General features: G+C 62.0%; 16 protein-coding genes. 12 read left to right on the forward strand and 4 right to left on the reverse strand.

Annotated features, from left to right (window positions below; all coding sequences use genetic code 11):
- Positions 1-181 precede the first annotated feature (181 nt).
- From INT40_RS15495 to INT40_RS15505, 3 genes are read left to right on the forward strand one after another with little or no spacing between them, the layout of a single operon-like run.
- Complete coding sequence (locus INT40_RS15495; protein ID WP_226831474.1) at positions 182-1,591, forward strand: MFS transporter; 1,410 nt, start codon at positions 182-184, stop codon at positions 1,589-1,591.
- The gene (locus INT40_RS15500) at positions 1,588-1,986 is read left to right on the forward strand and encodes a RidA family protein (RefSeq protein ID WP_096158037.1); all 399 of its coding nucleotides are present in this window, start codon (positions 1,588-1,590) and stop codon (positions 1,984-1,986) included. Before INT40_RS15495 ends, INT40_RS15500 begins: the two co-directional genes overlap by 4 nt.
- A 5-nt stretch (positions 1,987-1,991) precedes the next feature.
- On the forward strand, positions 1,992-2,639 hold the full coding sequence (locus INT40_RS15505; RefSeq protein ID WP_193096492.1) for an RraA family protein: 648 nt from the start codon (positions 1,992-1,994) through the stop codon (positions 2,637-2,639).
- An 18-nt stretch (positions 2,640-2,657) separates the two neighbouring features.
- Here INT40_RS15505 and INT40_RS15510 read toward each other — a convergent pair whose 3' ends face one another.
- The gene (locus INT40_RS15510; protein WP_096158039.1) at positions 2,658-3,341 is read right to left on the reverse strand and encodes an NAD(P)H-binding protein; all 684 of its coding nucleotides are present in this window, start codon (positions 3,339-3,341) and stop codon (positions 2,658-2,660) included.
- A 96-nt stretch (positions 3,342-3,437) separates the two neighbouring features.
- Here INT40_RS15510 and INT40_RS15515 point away from each other — a divergent pair, with 96 nt between their 5' ends.
- A complete protein-coding gene (locus INT40_RS15515) occupies positions 3,438-4,046 on the forward strand; it encodes a hypothetical protein (RefSeq protein WP_193096456.1) in 609 nt (202 codons plus the stop codon).
- Positions 4,043-5,095 (forward strand): XRE family transcriptional regulator, encoded by a 1,053-nt coding sequence (locus INT40_RS21245; RefSeq protein ID WP_096146919.1) that lies wholly within the window; start codon positions 4,043-4,045, stop codon positions 5,093-5,095. The genes INT40_RS15515 and INT40_RS21245 overlap by 4 nt, the downstream gene beginning before the upstream one ends.
- Before the next feature lie 30 nt (positions 5,096-5,125).
- Here INT40_RS21245 and INT40_RS15525 read toward each other — a convergent pair whose 3' ends face one another.
- A complete protein-coding gene (locus tag INT40_RS15525) occupies positions 5,126-6,295 on the reverse strand; it encodes a pyridoxal phosphate-dependent aminotransferase (RefSeq protein ID WP_193096457.1) in 1,170 nt (389 codons plus the stop codon).
- An 80-nt stretch (positions 6,296-6,375) separates the two neighbouring features.
- Entirely contained in the window at positions 6,376-7,290 is a 915-nt protein-coding gene (locus INT40_RS15530; protein ID WP_193096458.1) for a LysR family transcriptional regulator, read from the reverse strand.
- Between the two features lie 138 nt (positions 7,291-7,428).
- On the opposite strand from INT40_RS15530, the gene INT40_RS15535 reads away from it, so the two are divergent.
- A complete protein-coding gene (locus INT40_RS15535) occupies positions 7,429-8,751 on the forward strand; it encodes an MFS transporter (protein WP_193096459.1) in 1,323 nt (440 codons plus the stop codon).
- Positions 8,752-8,803: 52 nt separating this feature from the next.
- Positions 8,804-10,429 (forward strand): amidohydrolase, encoded by a 1,626-nt coding sequence (locus INT40_RS15540; RefSeq protein WP_193096460.1) that lies wholly within the window; start codon positions 8,804-8,806, stop codon positions 10,427-10,429.
- Between the two features lie 5 nt (positions 10,430-10,434).
- On the opposite strand, the gene INT40_RS15545 is transcribed toward INT40_RS15540, so the two are convergent.
- Entirely contained in the window at positions 10,435-11,889 is a 1,455-nt protein-coding gene (locus tag INT40_RS15545) for an NAD(P)/FAD-dependent oxidoreductase (RefSeq protein ID WP_193096461.1), read from the reverse strand.
- A 631-nt stretch (positions 11,890-12,520) separates the two neighbouring features.
- Between INT40_RS15545 and INT40_RS15550 the strand changes: the two genes are divergently transcribed.
- Genes INT40_RS15550 through INT40_RS15570 form a run of 5 tightly spaced genes read left to right on the forward strand, consistent with a single transcriptional unit; the run spans position 12,521 to position 17,703 of the window.
- Positions 12,521-13,471: an ABC transporter permease gene (locus INT40_RS15550; RefSeq protein ID WP_193096462.1), complete on the forward strand. Its 951-nt coding sequence runs from the start codon at positions 12,521-12,523 to the stop codon at positions 13,469-13,471.
- The gene (locus INT40_RS15555) at positions 13,468-14,484 is read left to right on the forward strand and encodes an ABC transporter permease (RefSeq protein ID WP_193096463.1); all 1,017 of its coding nucleotides are present in this window, start codon (positions 13,468-13,470) and stop codon (positions 14,482-14,484) included. Before INT40_RS15550 ends, INT40_RS15555 begins: the two co-directional genes overlap by 4 nt.
- Positions 14,481-16,058 (forward strand): ABC transporter substrate-binding protein, encoded by a 1,578-nt coding sequence (locus INT40_RS15560; RefSeq protein ID WP_193096464.1) that lies wholly within the window; start codon positions 14,481-14,483, stop codon positions 16,056-16,058. The genes INT40_RS15555 and INT40_RS15560 overlap by 4 nt, the downstream gene beginning before the upstream one ends.
- Positions 16,055-16,927 carry an ABC transporter ATP-binding protein gene (locus INT40_RS15565; RefSeq protein WP_193096465.1) on the forward strand — a complete coding sequence of 291 codons (873 nt, stop codon included), beginning with the start codon at positions 16,055-16,057 and terminating at the stop codon, positions 16,925-16,927. The genes INT40_RS15560 and INT40_RS15565 overlap by 4 nt, the downstream gene beginning before the upstream one ends.
- Entirely contained in the window at positions 16,924-17,703 is a 780-nt protein-coding gene (locus tag INT40_RS15570) for a dipeptide/oligopeptide/nickel ABC transporter ATP-binding protein (protein ID WP_193096466.1), read from the forward strand. The genes INT40_RS15565 and INT40_RS15570 overlap by 4 nt, the downstream gene beginning before the upstream one ends.
- Positions 17,704-17,974 lie beyond the last annotated feature (271 nt).

A 17,974-nucleotide genomic window follows, 5' to 3' on the forward strand; every position in this document is an offset into this window, starting at 1 on the left:
GTAAGAGGCCGAGCACGGATTCTCAAGCCACCACGGGATGGCTCGATGATGCCGAAATGTGCAAATACACAATTCTGAGCCTCACCCTGGTGTGAAATTTCATTGTTGGCGGAGTGCGCACAGGGAAGAGTGATGACAGTCACTTCCAACTCTGTTCATCTGCCCTTCTGGAGGCACCACCATGAGTTCGCCAACTCGCACCGACGGCGGATCCGTCGACAACTCGGGCACCGGCACAGCCGCCAGCGCTCGCCTCGATCGCGCGAAGATGCGCAAGATCGCGACCGCCAGCGTCATCGGCACCACCGTGGAATGGTACGACCTGTTCCTCTTCGGCACCGCCTCGGCTCTGGTGTTCAACCAGGTCTTCTTCCCCGAACTCTCACCGGCGCTGGGCACGATCCTCGCGTTCCTCACCTTCGCCGCCGCCTACCTGGCGCGCACGGTCGGCGCGGTCCTGTTCGGACACTTCGGCGACCGCCTCGGACGCAAGTCCATGCTGCTCGTCTCCCTCCTCGTCATGGGTGGTGCGACCCTGGCCATCGGCTTGGTCCCCGACTTCAACACGATCGGCATCGCCGCCCCGTTCATCCTGCTCACCCTGCGCATCATCCAAGGGTTGGCGCTCGGCGGCGAATGGGGCGGGGCGGTTCTCATGACCGTCGAACACGCACCTGAGGAGCGCCGAGGCTGGTACGGCTCGATGGTCCAGGTGGGCGTGCCCGTGGGGACCCTGCTGGCCAACCTCGCCTTCCTTATCGTCACCGGTCTCGTGTCCGAAGAAGCACTCATCTCCTGGGGCTGGAGGGTCCCGTTCATCGCCTCCGTGCTGCTCGTGGCCGTCGGCATCTACATCCGCCTCAACATCGAGGAGACGCCGAGCTTCCAGCAGGTCCGCGAACAGGGTGCGAAGGCCAAACTGCCCTTCGCCCACCTCATGCGCCACTACTGGAAGCCCGTCATCCTCGGCGGCGTCGCCACACTGTCGACCGGGTCGACCTTCACGCTCATGGTTGCCTCCGGCGTCAACTACGGAACCCAGGAAAAGGGGCTGTCGAGCAACTTCATGCTCTGGGTCGTCCTTGTCGCCTGCATCATCGGACTCATCTTCATCCCGGTCTTCGGCCGCCTCTCCGACAAGGTCGGACGGCGCCCGATCATCGCCGCAGGAATCGCCGGCGAAGTCATCCTCGCCTTCCCGTTCTTCTGGCTCATGAACACCGGCAGTCCCGCCGCAGTCTTCCTCGCCTACGGGCTGATGATGATCGCCTTCTGCGCGAACTACGGACCGATCGCGACCTTCCTCGCCGAGCTCTTCGGCGCGAAGATCCGCTACTCCGGACTGTCCGTGTCCTACATGCTCTCGGGCCTGCTGGGCTCGGCAATCACCCCCGCGATCACCGTGTGGCTGCTCGACGTCACCGGCAAGTCCGACTCGATGGCCTGGTACATCGCCGGCTCCGCGGTCCTGTCACTCATCGCCCTGTTCCTGCTCACCGAAAACCGCCTGCAGAGCATCGACCGTGCCGATACCGCCGAGGCCGGAGTCAACGCTGACACCACCGCCGAGGTGGGGGTGGAGAACCGATGATCCGCCGCATTGAAACAGCCCCGGGTTTGGCCCCGAGTATCGGCCCGTACTCACAGGCAGTGGTTGCCAATGGGTTCGTCTTCACCACCGGGCAGGTGCCCTTCGCCGCCGACGGCATCACGCCTGAAGCGTTCGAAGACCAGGTGAGGACGTGCCTGGGCAACCTGCGATCGGTTCTGGAAACCGCCGGCAGCGGCATCGACCAGGTCGTCAAGGTCAACGCCTATCTGACCGCGCCGGAACAACGGGAACCATTCAACCGTGTCTATGCGGACTTCTTCGGAGAGGCCAAACCGGCACGGACCACCGTGTGCGTCTCCATCTGGGACATCTCGCTTGAGGTCGAATGTGTCGCGGTTGTCAGCGATTCTTCCGAAGCAGCGGGTGGGGCGTGAGCGGTATGGCGGTGGACCTGGACTGTGAGGAGTTGGCCTCCGAGGAACTGATCGCCTCACTGAGAGAGGTCGAGCTCCCGACGCTCGGTCACTTCCTCGAAGACGGATTCTGCACTCCCCGCATGGTGCCGATCAACGAAGGGCCGCAGATGGTCGGCCCGGCCAGAACCCTCGATCTGCGCGAACCCGATGCGCTCGCCGTCAACCGCGCACTGCACGCACTGAGGCCGGGTGACGTTCTCGTCATCCGGGTCGCCAGCGGCCTCCACGCGCCGGTCGGGGCGGTCACGGCGGCGGTCGCGATCGCCCAGGGTGCCGCAGGCATCGTCGTCGACGGACCCGTCACCGACGCCGCTGCGCTGCGCAACGTGCAGGACAGGCTCCCGGTCTTCGCCACCGGACTGATCGCGCGGACGACGAAACGTACCGGCAGCCTCGGCGATGATGTCCTTGACTGCGAGGTCGAGATCGACGGCGTCACAGTCCGCCCCGGTGATCTGGTTCTCGGTGACCGGCAGGGAGTGCTTGTACTGCCACCGACGGGCCCGGGGAATGAGGTCCTGCAGGCGGCGCTGGCCTCCGACTGGGGCGAACCAGCACTTCTCGCGCGAATTGCCGCGGGGGAGGACCTGCGGGAGCTACTGCCGGGCTGACCGCGGAACGGTCAGATCTCAGACTCCCTGAGCGACCGCCTCGGCGATGGGGGTGTCACCGTCGTGGAAGTTCAGCGTCATGCCGAAGCTCGCGGGCTCGGCAATGGCTGCGGCGATGACATGTGCGACGTTGTCGCGAGACGTCGAGGGCACGTCCAGGTCGCGGGTCTCGCCGGCGCTGTCCACGGTGATCTTCTGTGTCGCAAGTTCGAGGGTCAGAACTGAGGGGCCGAGGACCGTCCAGTCGAGGTCGGTCTTCGTGCGCAGATGTTCGTCGGCCTGTGACTTCGCGTTGTAGTAGGCGTACATTCCGTCGCCCTTCTCGACGCCGGGAACTTCGCCGTCGACGAGCCGGGAATTGAAGTATGAGACCATCACGAAGCGGCGGATACCCGACTTCTGGGCTGCATCCATCACGCGGATGGCGGCATCGCGATCCATCGCCCATGTGTGGTCCTCACCCGATCCGCCAGCACCGGCGGACCAGACAACCGCGTCACTGCCGGCCAGCACCTCGGCGATGGCATCGGTGTCGAGGTTTTCGACATCGGCGACGACAGGCGTGGCGTTCGCCGCCTCGATTTCGGAGGACTGCTCCTCCTTGCGGATGACCGAACGGACCGTGTGCCCGGCATTGTTGAGCAGCGGTGCCGCAAGCATCGCAACTTTTCCGTGGCCGCCGATGATCGTGATAGTCGACATGTCTGCCTCTCAAATGGTGGAGTGCGTTCTACGGGTTCCCTGGTGTAAGTCCGGATGTCGGCTCAGTATTCCGAATGCGGTGGTATATTTACTGGTATGATTTCGGCGAAAAATGGACACGAGATTCTTGACGCAGTTGGGCACGAATTTCAGACTGCCCTGATCGATTCGGTCGATCAAGCCCGCATTGACCTGGGTGACTTCCAGGATTTCAGACCCGCCTGGTTTCCGACATTCACGCAGCGATTCATCAGCAGCTTCATCCACGAGCGAGTGTGGGCAGGACTCGTTCGTCGAATCGACGCGTCCCCGGAGTCAACGATCATTGACGACGAGCCGGTACGTGAGATCGGATGGATGAACTCATTCAAACTTCGCGTGAAGCGCCACCGGGCGGGGGACGTCATCGCTGCATTCCCCACCGAAGGGGCGAAACGTTGGTATGAGCCGACTCTTCCTCTCGATGGGCTTGAGGTGACGCATCTGGCTGTCGGGTACAAGTGGATGGATGGGCGAATCGGTCCTGCCGTCATCTCCTATCGAGAGTCACTTGATAGTCGAGCCCTGTGGGCCGTCACACTCGAGCGCGAAGTTGAGCGCCCGGCGACGATCCGGGTGGAAGACGTCTACGAGACTTCTATGCCTGAACTGGATCTCAGTGGCCTCGTCGACAGCGACGAAGAGACTGGAACTGACCAACTGTGAAAGGCGAAGTCATAGAGACACTGATGCGCGCACGAGGCCTGACTCAGGCTGATCTCGCGTTGGCGATCGGTGCTGCTCAGGCCACTGTTTCCCGATATATTTCGGGGGCCAGGACGCCTGAGGACTCTGAAATCCGCAGGATTGCCGGCGAGCTTGGTGTCACCCCGGCGTTCCTCGTCAAGGAATTTCGCATGCGTGCCGCCATCGGAGTGTCAGCGCATATGCGCCGCCAGTCGTCGACCAAGGTGTCGATGTGGAAGTCTGCCGAAGCGAAACTGAACGAGCTCCGGATGCATATGTCGATGCTCACCGAACGCGCGCCTTTGCAGACGGCAACCCATGTGCCGACCTTCGATTATCAGTTCACAAAACCGGCGGAGGCTGCTCGTCGAGTTCGTACAGCTTGGCGCGTGCCACTTGGGCCAGTGAGGTCTGTGGTGGACCTGATGGAGACAGCGGGAACGATTGTCTGTGAACTCGACCTGGGCACTCATCGAATCGATGGTCTTTCGCAGTGGGTCTCCGACTATCCGCTGGTCATCGTCAACTCCTGGTCCTCGCCTTCGCGCAAGCGCCTGACGTTGGCTCATGAGCTGGGGCATCTTGTCATGCACGCAGACGGATATGTCGATGACGAGATGATCGACGTTGAAGCCCAGGCCAATGAGTTCGCAGCCGAGTTCCTGATGCCGGAGGCGGAGATCCGTCACCAGCTGAAGACGCTGAAGCTGCCCAATCTCTTGGCTCTCAAGCTCGAGTGGGGAGTCTCTATGCAGGCCATCTTCGAGAGGGCATTTCGCCTTGGTCTGGCGAGCGGAACCGATCGGCAGAATTTCTACCGGCAGATCAGCCGCAAAGGGTGGCGCACAGAAGAGCCAGAGGAAGACCGTGTCCCAGTGGAGTCGCCGAGGCTGGTGTCAGGTCTCGTCGCTCAGTTCAGATCGGCGGGTTTGACCAACGACGACTTCGCAGACTTGACCGGTTACGCGAGGGATGCGGTGCCTGACGTGTTCCTGCCTCAATCGGGTCGCCACTTGAGCTCGGTCTGAGTTTCACCGGGTCACAGGTGTCGGCAGGCATTACCGCGTCGCGGCGAAGTCGGCGATCCGATCGCAGGCCGTCTCAATGGTCTCCGGGGCGACGGAGAACGTCAGTCGCAGGTAGCCCTCACCCTGAGCCCCGAATGCCGAGCCGGGAATCGTTGCCAACCCGTGGTTCTCCAGAAGAGCGGTGGCCGCCTCCCACGAGGTCAGTCCCCAGTCCTTGATGTTGGCAAAGGCATAGAACGTGGCCTCGGGGCGCAGCATGCTGATGCCGTCGATGCCCGCAATGCGCTCGGTGATGAGGTCGCGGCGCTGCGCATAGGACTGCACCATCATGTCGACGTCGGTCTGCGGGCCCTCGATCGCTGCGAGTGCCGCTTCCTGCACGAACCCGGGAAGGCTCGAGGTGATTCCCTCCTGGAGGAAGGCCATCGGCGCGATGAGATCGACCGACCCGATGACGAATCCACAGCGCCACCCGGTCATCGCGTAGGTCTTCGAGAAGCTGTTGACAACGAGGAACCGATCGAAGCCAGGGCGCACCTCGGCGATGGAGGTGAACTGCGCATCGTCGAAGGTGATCTGGTCATAGACCTCGTCAGAGATGACCGCGAATCCGAACTCCTCGGCCAGATCGGCGATCTTCTCCAACTCGGCCCGGTCCATGACCGAACCCAGGGGGTTGGACGGGCTGTTGATGATGATGGCCGTGGTCTTGTCGCTGATCGCGCCACGGATGTCCTCGGCGCGAAGCTTGAACCCTGCATCCTCACGAACCGGGACCGGAACTGCGACCCCGCCGAGGCGGTGGATCTGGCCGACATAGTTCGGGAAGCTGGGATCAGGGATGATCACCTCCTCACCGGGGGAGACAGTGACGTCGAGGGCGAAGGTCAGAGCCTCCATCGCACCGAAGGAGACCATGACGTTGTCCGAACTCAGCTCCCGACCCCAGCGACCTGAATACTTGCCGGCGATGGCGCTGCGCAGCGGCGGGATTCCGGCGTTGGCGACGTAACGCGTCTGGTTGTTCTCGATGCCGCGGATCCCGGCGGCCTTGATGTGTTCGGGGGTGTTGAAATCGGGCTCGCCCACCGTCACCTTCACGGCATTCGGATAGTCGAGGGCCAGATTGAACATCTTCCTGATGTTCGAGGCCGGGTAGTTCTGGGCCATGGGGCTGATGCGCCGGTATGTGTGCGGCATTGGATCACTCTTCCTTCTGCAAGCATCGGTGCTTGCAACGGTATCTTGACCTCCGGACGCTGGTCCGCCGCGTCCGATTCCTAACGATCCAGCTCGGCCCGGGCCGAAGGTGAGAAGTCCAGGGCGTCGAACAGCGGCCTGGTCTGCATCCAGTCAAGGAGCGCAGCGATGAAATGGTTGATGGAGTCCTCAGCGAAATGATCGGACGGCCATGCGGCCCACTCTTCCATAGAAAGCGGGGAATTGCCGTCGGTGAGCGTGAGTGCGACAAGACCGTATTTAGGCGGATCGACCGTGATGACGACCCCTTTCCCAGCTTTGACCATAGCCTGGCCAATGTGAGCACGTGAGACATCCTGCAGCGGACGGTAGTTGACGTGTGCACGAGACAGCTGTCGGTCGAGGTCGATCCGTGTGCCATTGGACTTGTCCGGCACGATCACCGACAGAGAGTCGAGTTCGCGGATATCGAGCGAATCACGCTCGGCCAGCTGCGAGGACTCTGCGACCTGGACCGTGAAGGGGATCCGGTAGATCATTCTGGACGTGAATTCCGGGGGCGGGACCGCCGGGGCAAGAGCGAGATCGGCCTCGCGCCGAGCCAGAGCGTCGAAGATCGTGTTGGTGGGACGTTCGACGATATTGGCCACCTCAGTCCTCGAATCGGCGACAAAGGGAAGGATCACACCTTCGGCGACCATCGTCGGGCACACGATTGAGAGGGGAACTCGCTCCTGGCCGAACGTCGAGATCGCCGACTCAGCTGTTCGCACCTCGTCGATGAGTCGTCGGAAGACCGGCTCGAGTTGGCGTGCCGCGTGGGTGGGCTGCATTCCGGTCTTCGAGCGGATGAACAAAGCGGTGCGACAGCGGCTCTCCAGCGCGTGGATCTGTCGTGAGAGCGCCGGTTGGGAAATGAACCGTCGCGTCGCGGCGGCTGTGGCGGTGCCGGTGTCGAAGACCGCGAGGAAACTCTCGCATGCAGCAATATCCATGCACGGAAGTTATCACAAACCTCAGTAATAAGTATTGGAGTGTATGGAAGGGTTGACCCTAGAGTAGGGCTGTCCAACGTGCATTGACTCAATCATTCGCATGTTCACTCAGCCATTCGTCAACGGAGACCACCACCCATGTCAGCGACAGCTCAGACTGCCCAGAGTGCCCAGCAGCGTCAGAAACGGTCGATCGCCGGCGCTTTCGTCGGCACCGCCATCGAATGGTATGACTTCTTTGCCTTCGGCACGGCCGCCGCTCTTGTCTTCAGCACCGTGTTCTACCCTGACATGGCGCAGGGATCGGGGCTGCTCGCCTCCTTCGCCACCTTCTGGGTCGGGTTCCTCGCTCGCCCCATCGGCGGTCTGATCTTCAGCCACTTCGGTGACCGATTCGGACGCAAGAACACTCTCATCGTCACCTTGCTCATGATGGGCATTGCCACGACCTGCATCGGCCTCCTGCCCACCTACGGGCAGATCGGACTCGCCGCGCCCATCCTCCTCGTCGTCCTCCGCGCCGTCCAGGGACTCGCGGTGGGCGGCGAATGGGGAGGCGCGGTCGTCCTGGCAACCGAGAACTCGAGCTCGGACAAACGAGGACTCGCCGGCGCCTGGGTGCAGCAGGGCTCACCCGCAGGATCGATCCTCTCGACGGCTGCGTTCATGCTCGTCGGTCTGCTCCCCGACGACCAGTTCATGACCTGGGGATGGCGAGTCCCGTTCCTGTTCTCCGCAGTTCTCGTCATCGTGGCCCTCCTGATCCGGTCTCGGGTCGAGGAATCTCAGGAATTCACCGAGGTGAAGGCTGCTGGCGAGACCCCGAAGGTTCCCGTGGTCGAGGCCTTCAGCGTTGCCGGACTCTTCATATTCTTCGGCGTCCTCGCCTCGATCGTGGGAATCGCCTCGGCGTATTTCAACAACACGTTCATGCTGTCGTGGACCACCGGGATCCTCGGCATGGACCGCACGGTCATCCTCAACCTCATCCTGCTCGCCGCCGTCGTTCAGTTCCTCTGGCAGCCCGTGGCCGCGAAACTGTCGGAGAAGTATGGGATTCAGACGATTCTGATCTGGGGTCTCGTCCTCACCTTGATCGTCACCCCGCCGTTCTTTATGGCGATCCAGTCGAAGAACGAACTGTTCCTGGCGATCACTCTTGTCATCAACACGATTGGCGCGACCGCGTACTATGCAATGCTTGCCACCGCCCTCTCCGATGCCTTCCCGGCACGGATTCGCTATACGGGAGTCTCCCTGGCCTATCAGCTCTGCGCGACGATCTTCGGCGGGTCCACGCCGATCGTCGCGCAATGGCTTCTCAACTCGACCGGAAACAGTCCCTGGTCGGTGATGGCCTTCTACATCATCCAGGTCGTGCTCTCGATTGTCGGGGTCATCGGACTGTATCGAACGAAGTCTCGGCAACAGTCGGAGACTGCACAGACCTCACCGGTCTGACTCACTCGAAATCTGCGCCGACAGTGCGTCAAATGAAAAAGGCAGGGCAGGAATGAAGATCGACAGCATCTGGCACGGACGTTTCTGGACAGGTGATCCCGAACGGCCGGAAGCGAAGACCGTGGCCGTCCACAACGGTCGAATCATCGCCATCGACGAGGTGGACGGTCTGAGCGCGAGGGAGGAGTTCAGCTTCGGAAACGCACGTGTCATCCCTGGTCTCCATGACGCCCACCACCACACGATGGGCACGGGTGAACAGCTCGCCAACGTCGACCTGCGCTACCCAGCCGTCACGAACCTCGACGAACTCTATTCGGCATTGGCGAAGCGGGCGCAGTCACTGCCCGCCGGCGCCTGGGTGCGGGGCAGCGGCTACGATCAGAACCGCCTCGGCGGACATCCCACCGCCGAAGGCCTGGACAAGGTCACCGGTGGGCGCCCGGCGATCATCGAACATGTCTCGCACCACATGATCGTCGCGAACACGGCGGCGTTCGAACGCGTCGGTGCCACGGGGCGAAGGAACTATGCGGACATCCCCGGCGGACGGGTCGTCCGCGACGGTGAGGGACGTGCCGAAGGCCTGCTGCAGGAGACCGCCGGTGAGCCGATCCAATTCGAAGCGGCAAAGGTCACCGAGGCGGAATCGATCAATGCCCTGCGCCTGGCCTCCCAGCAGTCCCTCGAATACGGGCTGACCAGTCTCACCGAGCCCGGGATCCTTGTCGGTGGAGCGACGGGCATCAATTCCCCGGTCCTCAACATCTACCAGACGGCCATTGCCGAGAACGTCCTGCGACCGCGCATGACGGTCATGCCCTTCCACCAGGTCCTTCACGAACTCGAGCTCAATGCCGATGGCATGAAGACACTCGACCTGGGTATTCGCACCGGCTTCGGCGACGAACGCCTGCGGTTCGGCCCGGTCAAGATCGTCTCCGACGGCTCACTCATCGGCCGGTCCGCTGCCGTGCACGAATGTTACTGCGGGGAGATCGCGAACCGGGGACTCATGGTCGTCGAACCCGAAGAGCTGCTGACGATCATCCCGGCCTACCATCGGGCCGGCTGGACTGTGGCCACTCATGCCATCGGCGACCGGGCGATCGACCATGCTCTCGACGGAATCGCCGCCGCGCTCGCGGACTCACCGAGGACGGTCAGACACCGCATCGAGCATTTCGCGATCGCCACCGATAAGCAGGTCAAACGCGCCGCCGATCTGGGTGTCATTCCCGTTCCGCAGGGCGTCTTCATCTCCGAATTCGGCGACGGGATCCTCTCCTCCATCGGTGCCGAACGCTCCCAAGGCACCTACCGCATGAGGTCCCTTCTCGACGCCGGAATCGTCGTGCCTGGTTCGACTGATTCGCCCGTCTCCGATGCGAACCCCTTCGTGTCCATGCACGACCTCGTCAACCGAAAGACCTCCTCGGGAGCGGACTTCGCACCCAGCGAGAAGGTGACGATTGCCGAGGCGCTTCGGGCCTACACCTATGGATCCGCCTATGCCGTCGATCGGGAGAACGAGGTCGGGGCTCTGCAGGTCGGAGCGCTCGCCGACTTCGTCTCCCTGAGCCAGGACATCCTTGCAGTTGACTCTCCTGAGATCTCTACGATCACTGCCTCGGCGACCGTCATCGGCGGTGAACTGCTTCACGGCGAGGATCAATGATGTCGCTACTCGTGCAGTCCGGCCAGCCGTGAGCCGAACTGCGCGAGCAGACTCGTCTTCTTTGCGCCGGTGATGCGTTCCCAGTCGTCGGCGAAGTTGAGGATCTTGTACATCGAGCGGATGCCCAGCCATCGGATCGGCTCCGGTTCCCACTGTCCCGAATAGTGGTCGTTCCACGGCAGGGCGGTCAGAGGAGTCGAGACGCCCGCTGCCCGGTCGATCAGGGTCTTCGCCGCCAGATGTGTCGCCGTGACACCGTGGCCGGCGTAGCCGCGGGCGACACCGATGCGCTGACTGTTGTCGAAGAAGACCCCGGCACACCAGTCCCGGGTCACTCCGAGCGCGCCCCGCCACGCATGGGCCACCTCGAAGTCGAGCTCGGGGAACAGCGAACCCAAGCGGGTGCGCAGCAGGTCGACCACCTCGGTGGGAACCTGCCCCTGACCGGGCAGTCCCGAGCCGAATGAGTACGGCGCCCCGCGCCCGCCCAGGGCAATCCGGTCGTCATCAGTGCGCTGAGCGTAGATGAAGGTGTGCGCGGTATCGCCCAGACATTCCCTGCCGTGCCAACCGATGTCCTCCCACGCCGAGGCGGGGAGCGGGTTGGTCGCGATCATCGACGAGAACACGGGAATGACCTGGCGTCCTTCCAACCCCGGCAGGTCGCCGCGGACGGTGTCCGAGTAGCCCTCGAGGCACACGAAGATCGTGTGCCCGGTGACCGGGCCGCGATTCGTCGACACGACGCCTTTGCCGATGTGGCCGGCGGTCGTGTCTTCGCAGATCGTCACTCCCTGAGCCCGGAGCACACGGGCGAGTCCCTGGGCCAGAAGGGCCGGGTCAATGCGGGCCGTGCCCGGGACGAACACACTGCCCTGGGCGCCATCGACCCTGATGCGTGTCCGTGTCTCCTCCGCACCGAGGAGTTCCATGTCTTGTAGGCCATAGCCGTACTTCTGGTTGGCATCGAAGAGTTCGTGGACTCTCGCCATACCCGCTTCGGTCTGCGCGATGTCGATGTGGCCGCCGCGTATCTGGTGGGCGTCGATGGTCTCCCGGTCGAGCACCTCGAGGACTTCGTCGATCGAGTCGAACAGCGCCGACTGGAACGACTTCACCGATTCCACCCCGTCCTGGTCTGCCGAGCCCACCGGTCCCGTGGAGTCTGTGGCTCGGGCACGGTCGACGGCCTCGGCGTACTTGGCCCGGTTGCCGGGTAACAGAGTCGAGAGCCACCCACCGTTGCGACCCGAGGCGCCGAAGCCGATGTGCTTGGCTTCGATGATGGTGATCTGCCAGTCGGGGTGGGCTTGCCGGGCATAGTAGGCGGACCACAGCCCGGTCATACCGCCGCCGACGATGACAAGATCTTGTTTTTCTGCGGGAAGTGGGGAAAGGGCGGTGGTCTCGGCGGGGGACTGCGACAGCCAGTGGGAGGCCTCGCCGTTGAGGTAGGACATAGACCAGTTCTATCCCACTGCGATGACGTGTGTAAATGGTGTGCACGCCGATGTCACCCCGAGTTTTCCACTGTGGCGCTGCTGGCGGCGAGTGGTCGTGTTCCTATGAGCGGGCAGGCGTGTCTGTGGCTATTCCACATACCCATCGGTGTTCATTCGTCCTACGGTCGATCTTGCTGCGTGACGATTCGCGTGTGGCCGACCCAACGATCTCAAAGATGAGACAGGAATCCGATATGACACCTCTGGCAGCAATCGACGGCGACATTGGGCGCACCCGCGCCATCGCGGTCGACATGGGCGAGGACTCTCGCACGAATCCGCTCGCCCCGAGTTGACCGGGCTCGCTTCGGGATGACCAGGCTCAGCCCGAGTCGACCCGGAGAGCGTGATCCGTGCTCTCGTGCGCCTCTTCGACATCAGTGTGCGGATGAAACACCGCAGAAATTCCAATGTGCTACAGTTCACAATCAATGATTCAGTACAGAAAGAAAGTGTGATAGTACAGAATGTTCACTTTTCGTTTGTGCACGTCCGAGAAGTCCCCGGGAAGGGCCCGCGAGCGAGTGCTTGACCGCGGTGGCGACTCTGCCGCCCGGACTCCGCTCATGAGTCGAAGGAGAGGCCAGTCGTGCTCCACTACCTGATCAAACGGGTTGGTTCCTCACTCTTCGTTCTCTTCCTCCTGTCGCTCATGGTGTTCGCGATGGTGCGAGCCATTCCGGGTGATCCCGTCGCTGCTTTGGTTGACCAGAACAATCCCGACCCAGCAGTGATCGCCTCTCTGCGCCACGAGCTCGGCCTGGACCGACCGTTCTGGATCCAGTACTTCTCGTGGATCGGCGGTGTCCTCCAAGGGGACTTCGGTCAGTCCCTGACAAAGCCCTACACTGTCATGCAGCTCGTGGTCGGCCGGCTGCCAGTGAGCATTGAACTGGCTATCATGGCCACGGTCATCGGTCTGGTCATCGGCATCCCCGTCGGATTGTGGGCGGCTCGTCGAATCAACGGTGTGTTCGACACCAGCAGTCGATTCCTCAGCTTCGCGTTCCTGGCGATCCCACCATTCGCCCTCGGCACGGTGCTGCTTCTGCTCAACTCGCTGACCGTGCGGGCTCAGCTCTTCGGCTATGTTCCATTCACACAGGATCCGGTGAGGAATCTGAGCGTCTTTCTGCTCCCGGCGCTGCTGCTGGGCGTCGTGATGGCAGCGGTGATCATGCGCTACCTGCGCGGAACACTCCTCGACACCTTCTCGCAGGACTTCGTGAAGACCGCTCGAGCCAAAGGGGCCCTCCCCGGGCGCATTATCACCCGGCATGCTTTTCGGAATGCACTCATTCCGGTCACCACCGTGGTCGGGATCGAGCTCGGCACACTCGTGGGCGGGACGGTGGTCGTTGAAACCGTGTTCTCACTGCCTGGCTTCGGTACGACGCTCGTTGATGCAATTCGATCCTCGGACTATCCGGTGATTCAGGCGTGTGTTCTTCTCATCGGCTGTGTGTACGTGCTCATCAACTTCGTCATCGATCTGATGTACCCGATCATCGATCCACGCGTAAGGAGCCTGGCGTCATGAACAATCCGAACACCGGCATTGCCCGGATACCGCGAGCACGCAAGCGGTCGGGCCTGCGCAAGGCGCCGTCGTTGATTGCAGGCGCCGTCATCATCGGACTGCTCGTCTGCTGGGCGCTGGTGATGCTCCTGGCACCGACGTCTCCGATGAACGAAACCGTCAGCGACCCCCTGCTCCTGCCGTCGGGACTGCATCCGCTCGGCACCGACCACGTCGGCCGAGACCTGCTCGTGCGAATGGGCATCGCTGCTGGCCTGTCCCTCCTCATCTCTGCCGGTACGGCCGTGCTCGCCGGAGTCGTCGGCACCGTTCTCGGCCTGGTAGCCGGCTATGCCGGAGGGTGGGTCGACTCAGTGATCATGCGGATCGTCGACACTGTGCTCTCCATCCCGGCGATTCTGGTCGCCCTGATCGTGGGCGTGGCCTTCGGAACCGGGCCGCTGCCTCTCGTCTTCGCCCTTGGCGTCGTCTTCGCTCCGTCATTCGCCCGAGTGACGAGAGGGCCGGTGCTCGTCCTCAAAGAACGTGACTTCGTTCGGGCCGCGGAGATGAACGGGGTGGGCCCGGTGCGCATCGCGCTCAGCCACCTCCTTCCGAACGCCTTCACTCCGCTCGCCATCAATTTCGCCACTGTGGCCTCGACCGTCGTACTCGTCGAGGCTGCGCTGAGCTACCTGGGACAGGGAGTGCCTGCCCCCAATCCATCGGCGGGAAGGATGATCAGTGAATCGACGAGATTCATGCAGATCGACCCCCTCCTCGTCATCTTGCCCACGTTGCTCATCGTCGTCCTTGCCATCGCGTGGAATCTGCTGGCCGACGGTGCCCAGGAATACCTTGCGCCCCGTGTCGATGTCGGTCTGCCCGGTTCACGAGGTGGGCCCACGATCCTTCGAAAGTCGAAGACTCCGTCGCCTGCGGGCACGACGGACCGCACAGACTCGACAGAAACAGTAACCGCACATCAACCCGAAGACGTCGTATCGACCGGATCTGAAAGGACACGACGATGAAGAGAATCATTCGCTCGGCCATTGCCGTGACATCGGCCGCGGCCATGCTCATTGGTGTGACAGCCTGCGGGAACACCTCATCGACAAGTGCCGACGGCCCTCCCACCGACGGCGGCACATTGAAATATGCCATTGCGATCCAGCCCCCGGCAGGAGGCATCGACCCGGTGATCGCATCGTCCATCGCAGGCCAGCACCTCATGGACCAGGCCTACGAGCCCCTGCTGTCGAAGGATGAGGCGGGGAAGATTCAGCCAGAGCTGGCGGTGTCCTACTCTCAAGAAGACGAGACGACCTACCGCTTCCAGCTGCGAGAGGGAGTGAAGTTCGCAGACGGATCTGCCTTCGACGCCGACGATGTCGTCTATTCGTTCGAGCAGTACATTAAGTCGACCTCAGGCAAAGCCGCATATCTGCCCAGTCTGAAATCGGCGAAGAAGCTCGATGAGTACAGCGTCGAGCTCACTCTCAATCAGGCAGACAGCACCTTCGTCAACGCTCTGGCCAACAGGGAGCTGTTCCTCATGGTCAGCTCCGATGGGTACGCGAAGGCGTCCAAGGAAGACCGTGAGAAGCGCAGCTACGGCACGGGTCCGTTTGTACTCACGGACTGGCAGGACGGCGTTTCAATGACGTTTGAGAAGAATGACGAGTATTGGGCGAAGGACCAGCCCAGATTGGATGGAATAGAGTTTCGCATCATCCCAGATGACAGCACGAGATTGGCAGCGGTCCAACAGGGCAGTGTCGACGCTGCGAGCTTCACCGATGGCGTCACTGCAAAGCAGGCCGCATTCGGCAACTGGAAGCTGGGCAAGACCTATTCCACCCAGGCTCTGCCGATCTTCATCAACCCGACATCTGGTCCTTTGAAGGACAAGAAGGTCAGGCAGGCGGTGTCACTGACACTCAACCGGGACGTGCTCATCAAGACCGCTCAGTACGGTGACGGTGAAGTCTCGTATGCGGCGCCCGCAGGCGACCCTGCTGCCCCAGCGGTCACGGACAGGACTCCCAACTACCAGCGCAATCTGGACGAGGCCAAACAGCTGCTCCAAGAGGCTGAGACTCCCAACCCCACCATCGAGCTGTCGTACTTCGGAGACACCTCCCAATCACAGCACCCGATCTACGAGCTCATGCAGCAGCAGCTCTCGGACGTTGGCATCAACGTCAGCCTCAAAGCGAAATCAACGAGCGAGCTGAGTCCGATCTTCACTTCGGGACAGAGCTTCGACGACCTGGTCTCACTGCCCTGGTCGTACAAGCCGGATCCGACCTTCTACTACGACTCGTTCCTGTCAGAGAATGGTGCGCTCAATCAGTGGAAGGGCAATCCTGACGCTGCTAAGGCCATGGAGCTGCTGGCTGCAGCGAAGAAGGAAACCGATGAGGAGAAGAAGGCGCAGCTCATCCAAGACCTCGCAGACAACGTTGCCGAGGAGGCACTCGTGATCGTTCCAATGGCTGTCCCGTCGGACTTCGAAGTATGGAATCAAGACGTCCTCAAGGACTACTCCACTGACTACAGCACGTCTCGAATTGCGCTGCGCACCGCTTGGATGTCGCAATGAACCGGGCACAGACGGGAGGAAACGACGCCCTCGCCATCGAGGGGATGGACCTGCACTACGGTTCGGGAAACAACGTCGTCAGCAACGTCAGCCTGACTGTGGGCAGCTCAGAGATAGTCGGCCTCATCGGCGAGTCCGGCAGTGGAAAATCAAGCATCGCCCATGCTGCTCTCGGCCTCCTTCCGGATTCGGCAGTGGTCGCCGCTGAGAGGCTCGAGGTGGCTGGTCGGGACATGATCGGAGCCAAGGAGACGGAATGGGCCGAAGTCCGAGGTCGGAATGCCGGCATGGTGTTCCAGGAACCGATGACGGCTCTCAACCCGTGCGTGAGGATCGGCGATCAGATTGCCGAGGCGCTCTATATCCACGGCCATCCGGCCAAGCAGGAGGCAGACGCGCGCGCTCTCGAACTGCTCGAAGCGGTGAGAATGCCGGATGCCAAGCGACGTATCGGTGCATTCCCGCATGAGCTCTCGGGAGGTCAGCGACAACGAGTCGTGATTGCGATGGCGATGGTGGCTGGACCACGGCTGCTGGTGGCGGACGAGGCAACAACGGCCCTGGACGTCACGGTCCAGGCACAGATCCTCAAGATCTTCCGTGATCTGCGAGACGAAACCGGAATCGGAATTCTTTTCATCAGCCATGACCTGGGAATAGTCAGTGAGGTATGCGATCGGGTGGCGGTGATGTACCAGGGACGAATCGTCGAACGTGGTCGAGCCGCAGCAGTTCTCGATGCACCCGAGCACCCTTACACACGAGCTCTGCTCGAGAGCCTTCCGCGCAGAGCATTGTCGCCACGTTCGCCCTTGGCAACCATCGATGCTGTCAGACGGCAGACCATCCAGGAGTTGGAAGACGCATGAGTGAGAGTACGCCGAAGATCGCCGCAATCGACCTCGTCAAAGACTACGGCCACGGCAAGAACAAGTTCCGTGCCCTTGACGGCGTCTCTCTGGAGGTTCCCCAAGGTCAGACTTTTGGACTGGTTGGAGAATCGGGGTGTGGGAAGAGCACCCTCGCTCGCGCCATCACACTGATGGATGCACCGACTCAGGGATCCATCCTCATGGATGGGCAGGATGTCACCCACCTTCCGAAGAGACGACGGAGGGCCTACCGGAGAACGGTGCGAATGGTCTTCCAGGACCCGAATGACTCGCTGGATCCGAGGTTCTCGGTGCGTCGAACACTTGTCGAACCTCTGCGGTCCGCCAGGAGCCCGCGAGCCGAATGGGACCAAAGAGCCACCGACGCGTTGGAATCTGTGGGACTCGAACGAGACGTGCTCGACCGCCTGCCACACGAATTCTCCGGTGGACAGCGCCAGCGCATCGCGATCGCAAGGGCGATCATCACCGAGCCGGAGCTCATCGTCTTGGATGAGCCGACCTCGGCGCTCGACGTTTCGGTCCAAGCTCAGGTCCTCAACCTCCTCGTCGAGATCCAGAATGCCACTGGAATGACCTATCTGTTCATCTCGCACAACCTCGCCGTTGTCCGCCACCTATCCCACCGCATCGCGGTGATGGAGCGGGGGAAGATCGTCGAGCAGGGTGCCGGTGACTCAATCATGGACACCCCAGAGAACGAATACACTCGGCAGCTGGTCTCCTCGATGCCTGGGCTCTATCGGAGCTGACCGGTCTGTGGCGGTGGAGCGGTCGGCCGATACAGCAGGAGGGGTGGCGCTCAGGGCCTCACTCCTCCTGCTGCAGGTACCGTTCTCCGCAGCCGTTTACTGTCAGCGCCTATTTCCGGTGGGCCGTTGCAGAAACCAATATGTGTGGTCGATTTGACCACAGTCAAGGGTGTGCACCTGTGGCCACGTCATATATTCGACGCTCCAATTTCACCCTAGGCTTGATGCCAAAGAGCGGCGAAACGAACCGCTCCTCAGACTTGACCGGCTC

The organism is Brevibacterium sp. FME17, from assembly GCF_014897515.1.
In the GTDB taxonomy this organism is placed as follows: Bacteria; Actinomycetota; Actinomycetes; order Actinomycetales; family Brevibacteriaceae; genus Brevibacterium.

What these genes read in the sequence shown, in the direction of transcription:
- INT40_RS15555 (WP_193096463.1), top strand. Translation starts at nt 13,468, where the DNA reads ATGAACAATCCGAACACCGGCATTGCCCGGATACCGCGAGCACGCAAG.
- INT40_RS15545 (WP_193096461.1), bottom strand. Translation starts at nt 11,889, where the DNA reads ATGTCCTACCTCAACGGCGAGGCCTCCCACTGGCTGTCGCAGTCCCCC.
- INT40_RS15535 (WP_193096459.1), top strand. Translation starts at nt 7,429, where the DNA reads ATGTCAGCGACAGCTCAGACTGCCCAGAGTGCCCAGCAGCGTCAGAAA.
- INT40_RS15495 (WP_226831474.1), top strand. Translation starts at nt 182, where the DNA reads ATGAGTTCGCCAACTCGCACCGACGGCGGATCCGTCGACAACTCGGGC.
- INT40_RS15510 (WP_096158039.1), bottom strand. Translation starts at nt 3,341, where the DNA reads ATGTCGACTATCACGATCATCGGCGGCCACGGAAAAGTTGCGATGCTT.
- INT40_RS15505 (WP_193096492.1), top strand. Translation starts at nt 1,992, where the DNA reads ATGGCGGTGGACCTGGACTGTGAGGAGTTGGCCTCCGAGGAACTGATC.
- INT40_RS15500 (WP_096158037.1), top strand. Translation starts at nt 1,588, where the DNA reads ATGATCCGCCGCATTGAAACAGCCCCGGGTTTGGCCCCGAGTATCGGC.
- INT40_RS15565 (WP_193096465.1), top strand. Translation starts at nt 16,055, where the DNA reads ATGAACCGGGCACAGACGGGAGGAAACGACGCCCTCGCCATCGAGGGG.
- INT40_RS15515 (WP_193096456.1), top strand. Translation starts at nt 3,438, where the DNA reads ATGATTTCGGCGAAAAATGGACACGAGATTCTTGACGCAGTTGGGCAC.
- INT40_RS15530 (WP_193096458.1), bottom strand. Translation starts at nt 7,290, where the DNA reads ATGGATATTGCTGCATGCGAGAGTTTCCTCGCGGTCTTCGACACCGGC.
- INT40_RS15525 (WP_193096457.1), bottom strand. Translation starts at nt 6,295, where the DNA reads ATGCCGCACACATACCGGCGCATCAGCCCCATGGCCCAGAACTACCCG.
- INT40_RS15560 (WP_193096464.1), top strand. Translation starts at nt 14,481, where the DNA reads ATGAAGAGAATCATTCGCTCGGCCATTGCCGTGACATCGGCCGCGGCC.
- INT40_RS15540 (WP_193096460.1), top strand. Translation starts at nt 8,804, where the DNA reads ATGAAGATCGACAGCATCTGGCACGGACGTTTCTGGACAGGTGATCCC.
- INT40_RS15570 (WP_193096466.1), top strand. Translation starts at nt 16,924, where the DNA reads ATGAGTGAGAGTACGCCGAAGATCGCCGCAATCGACCTCGTCAAAGAC.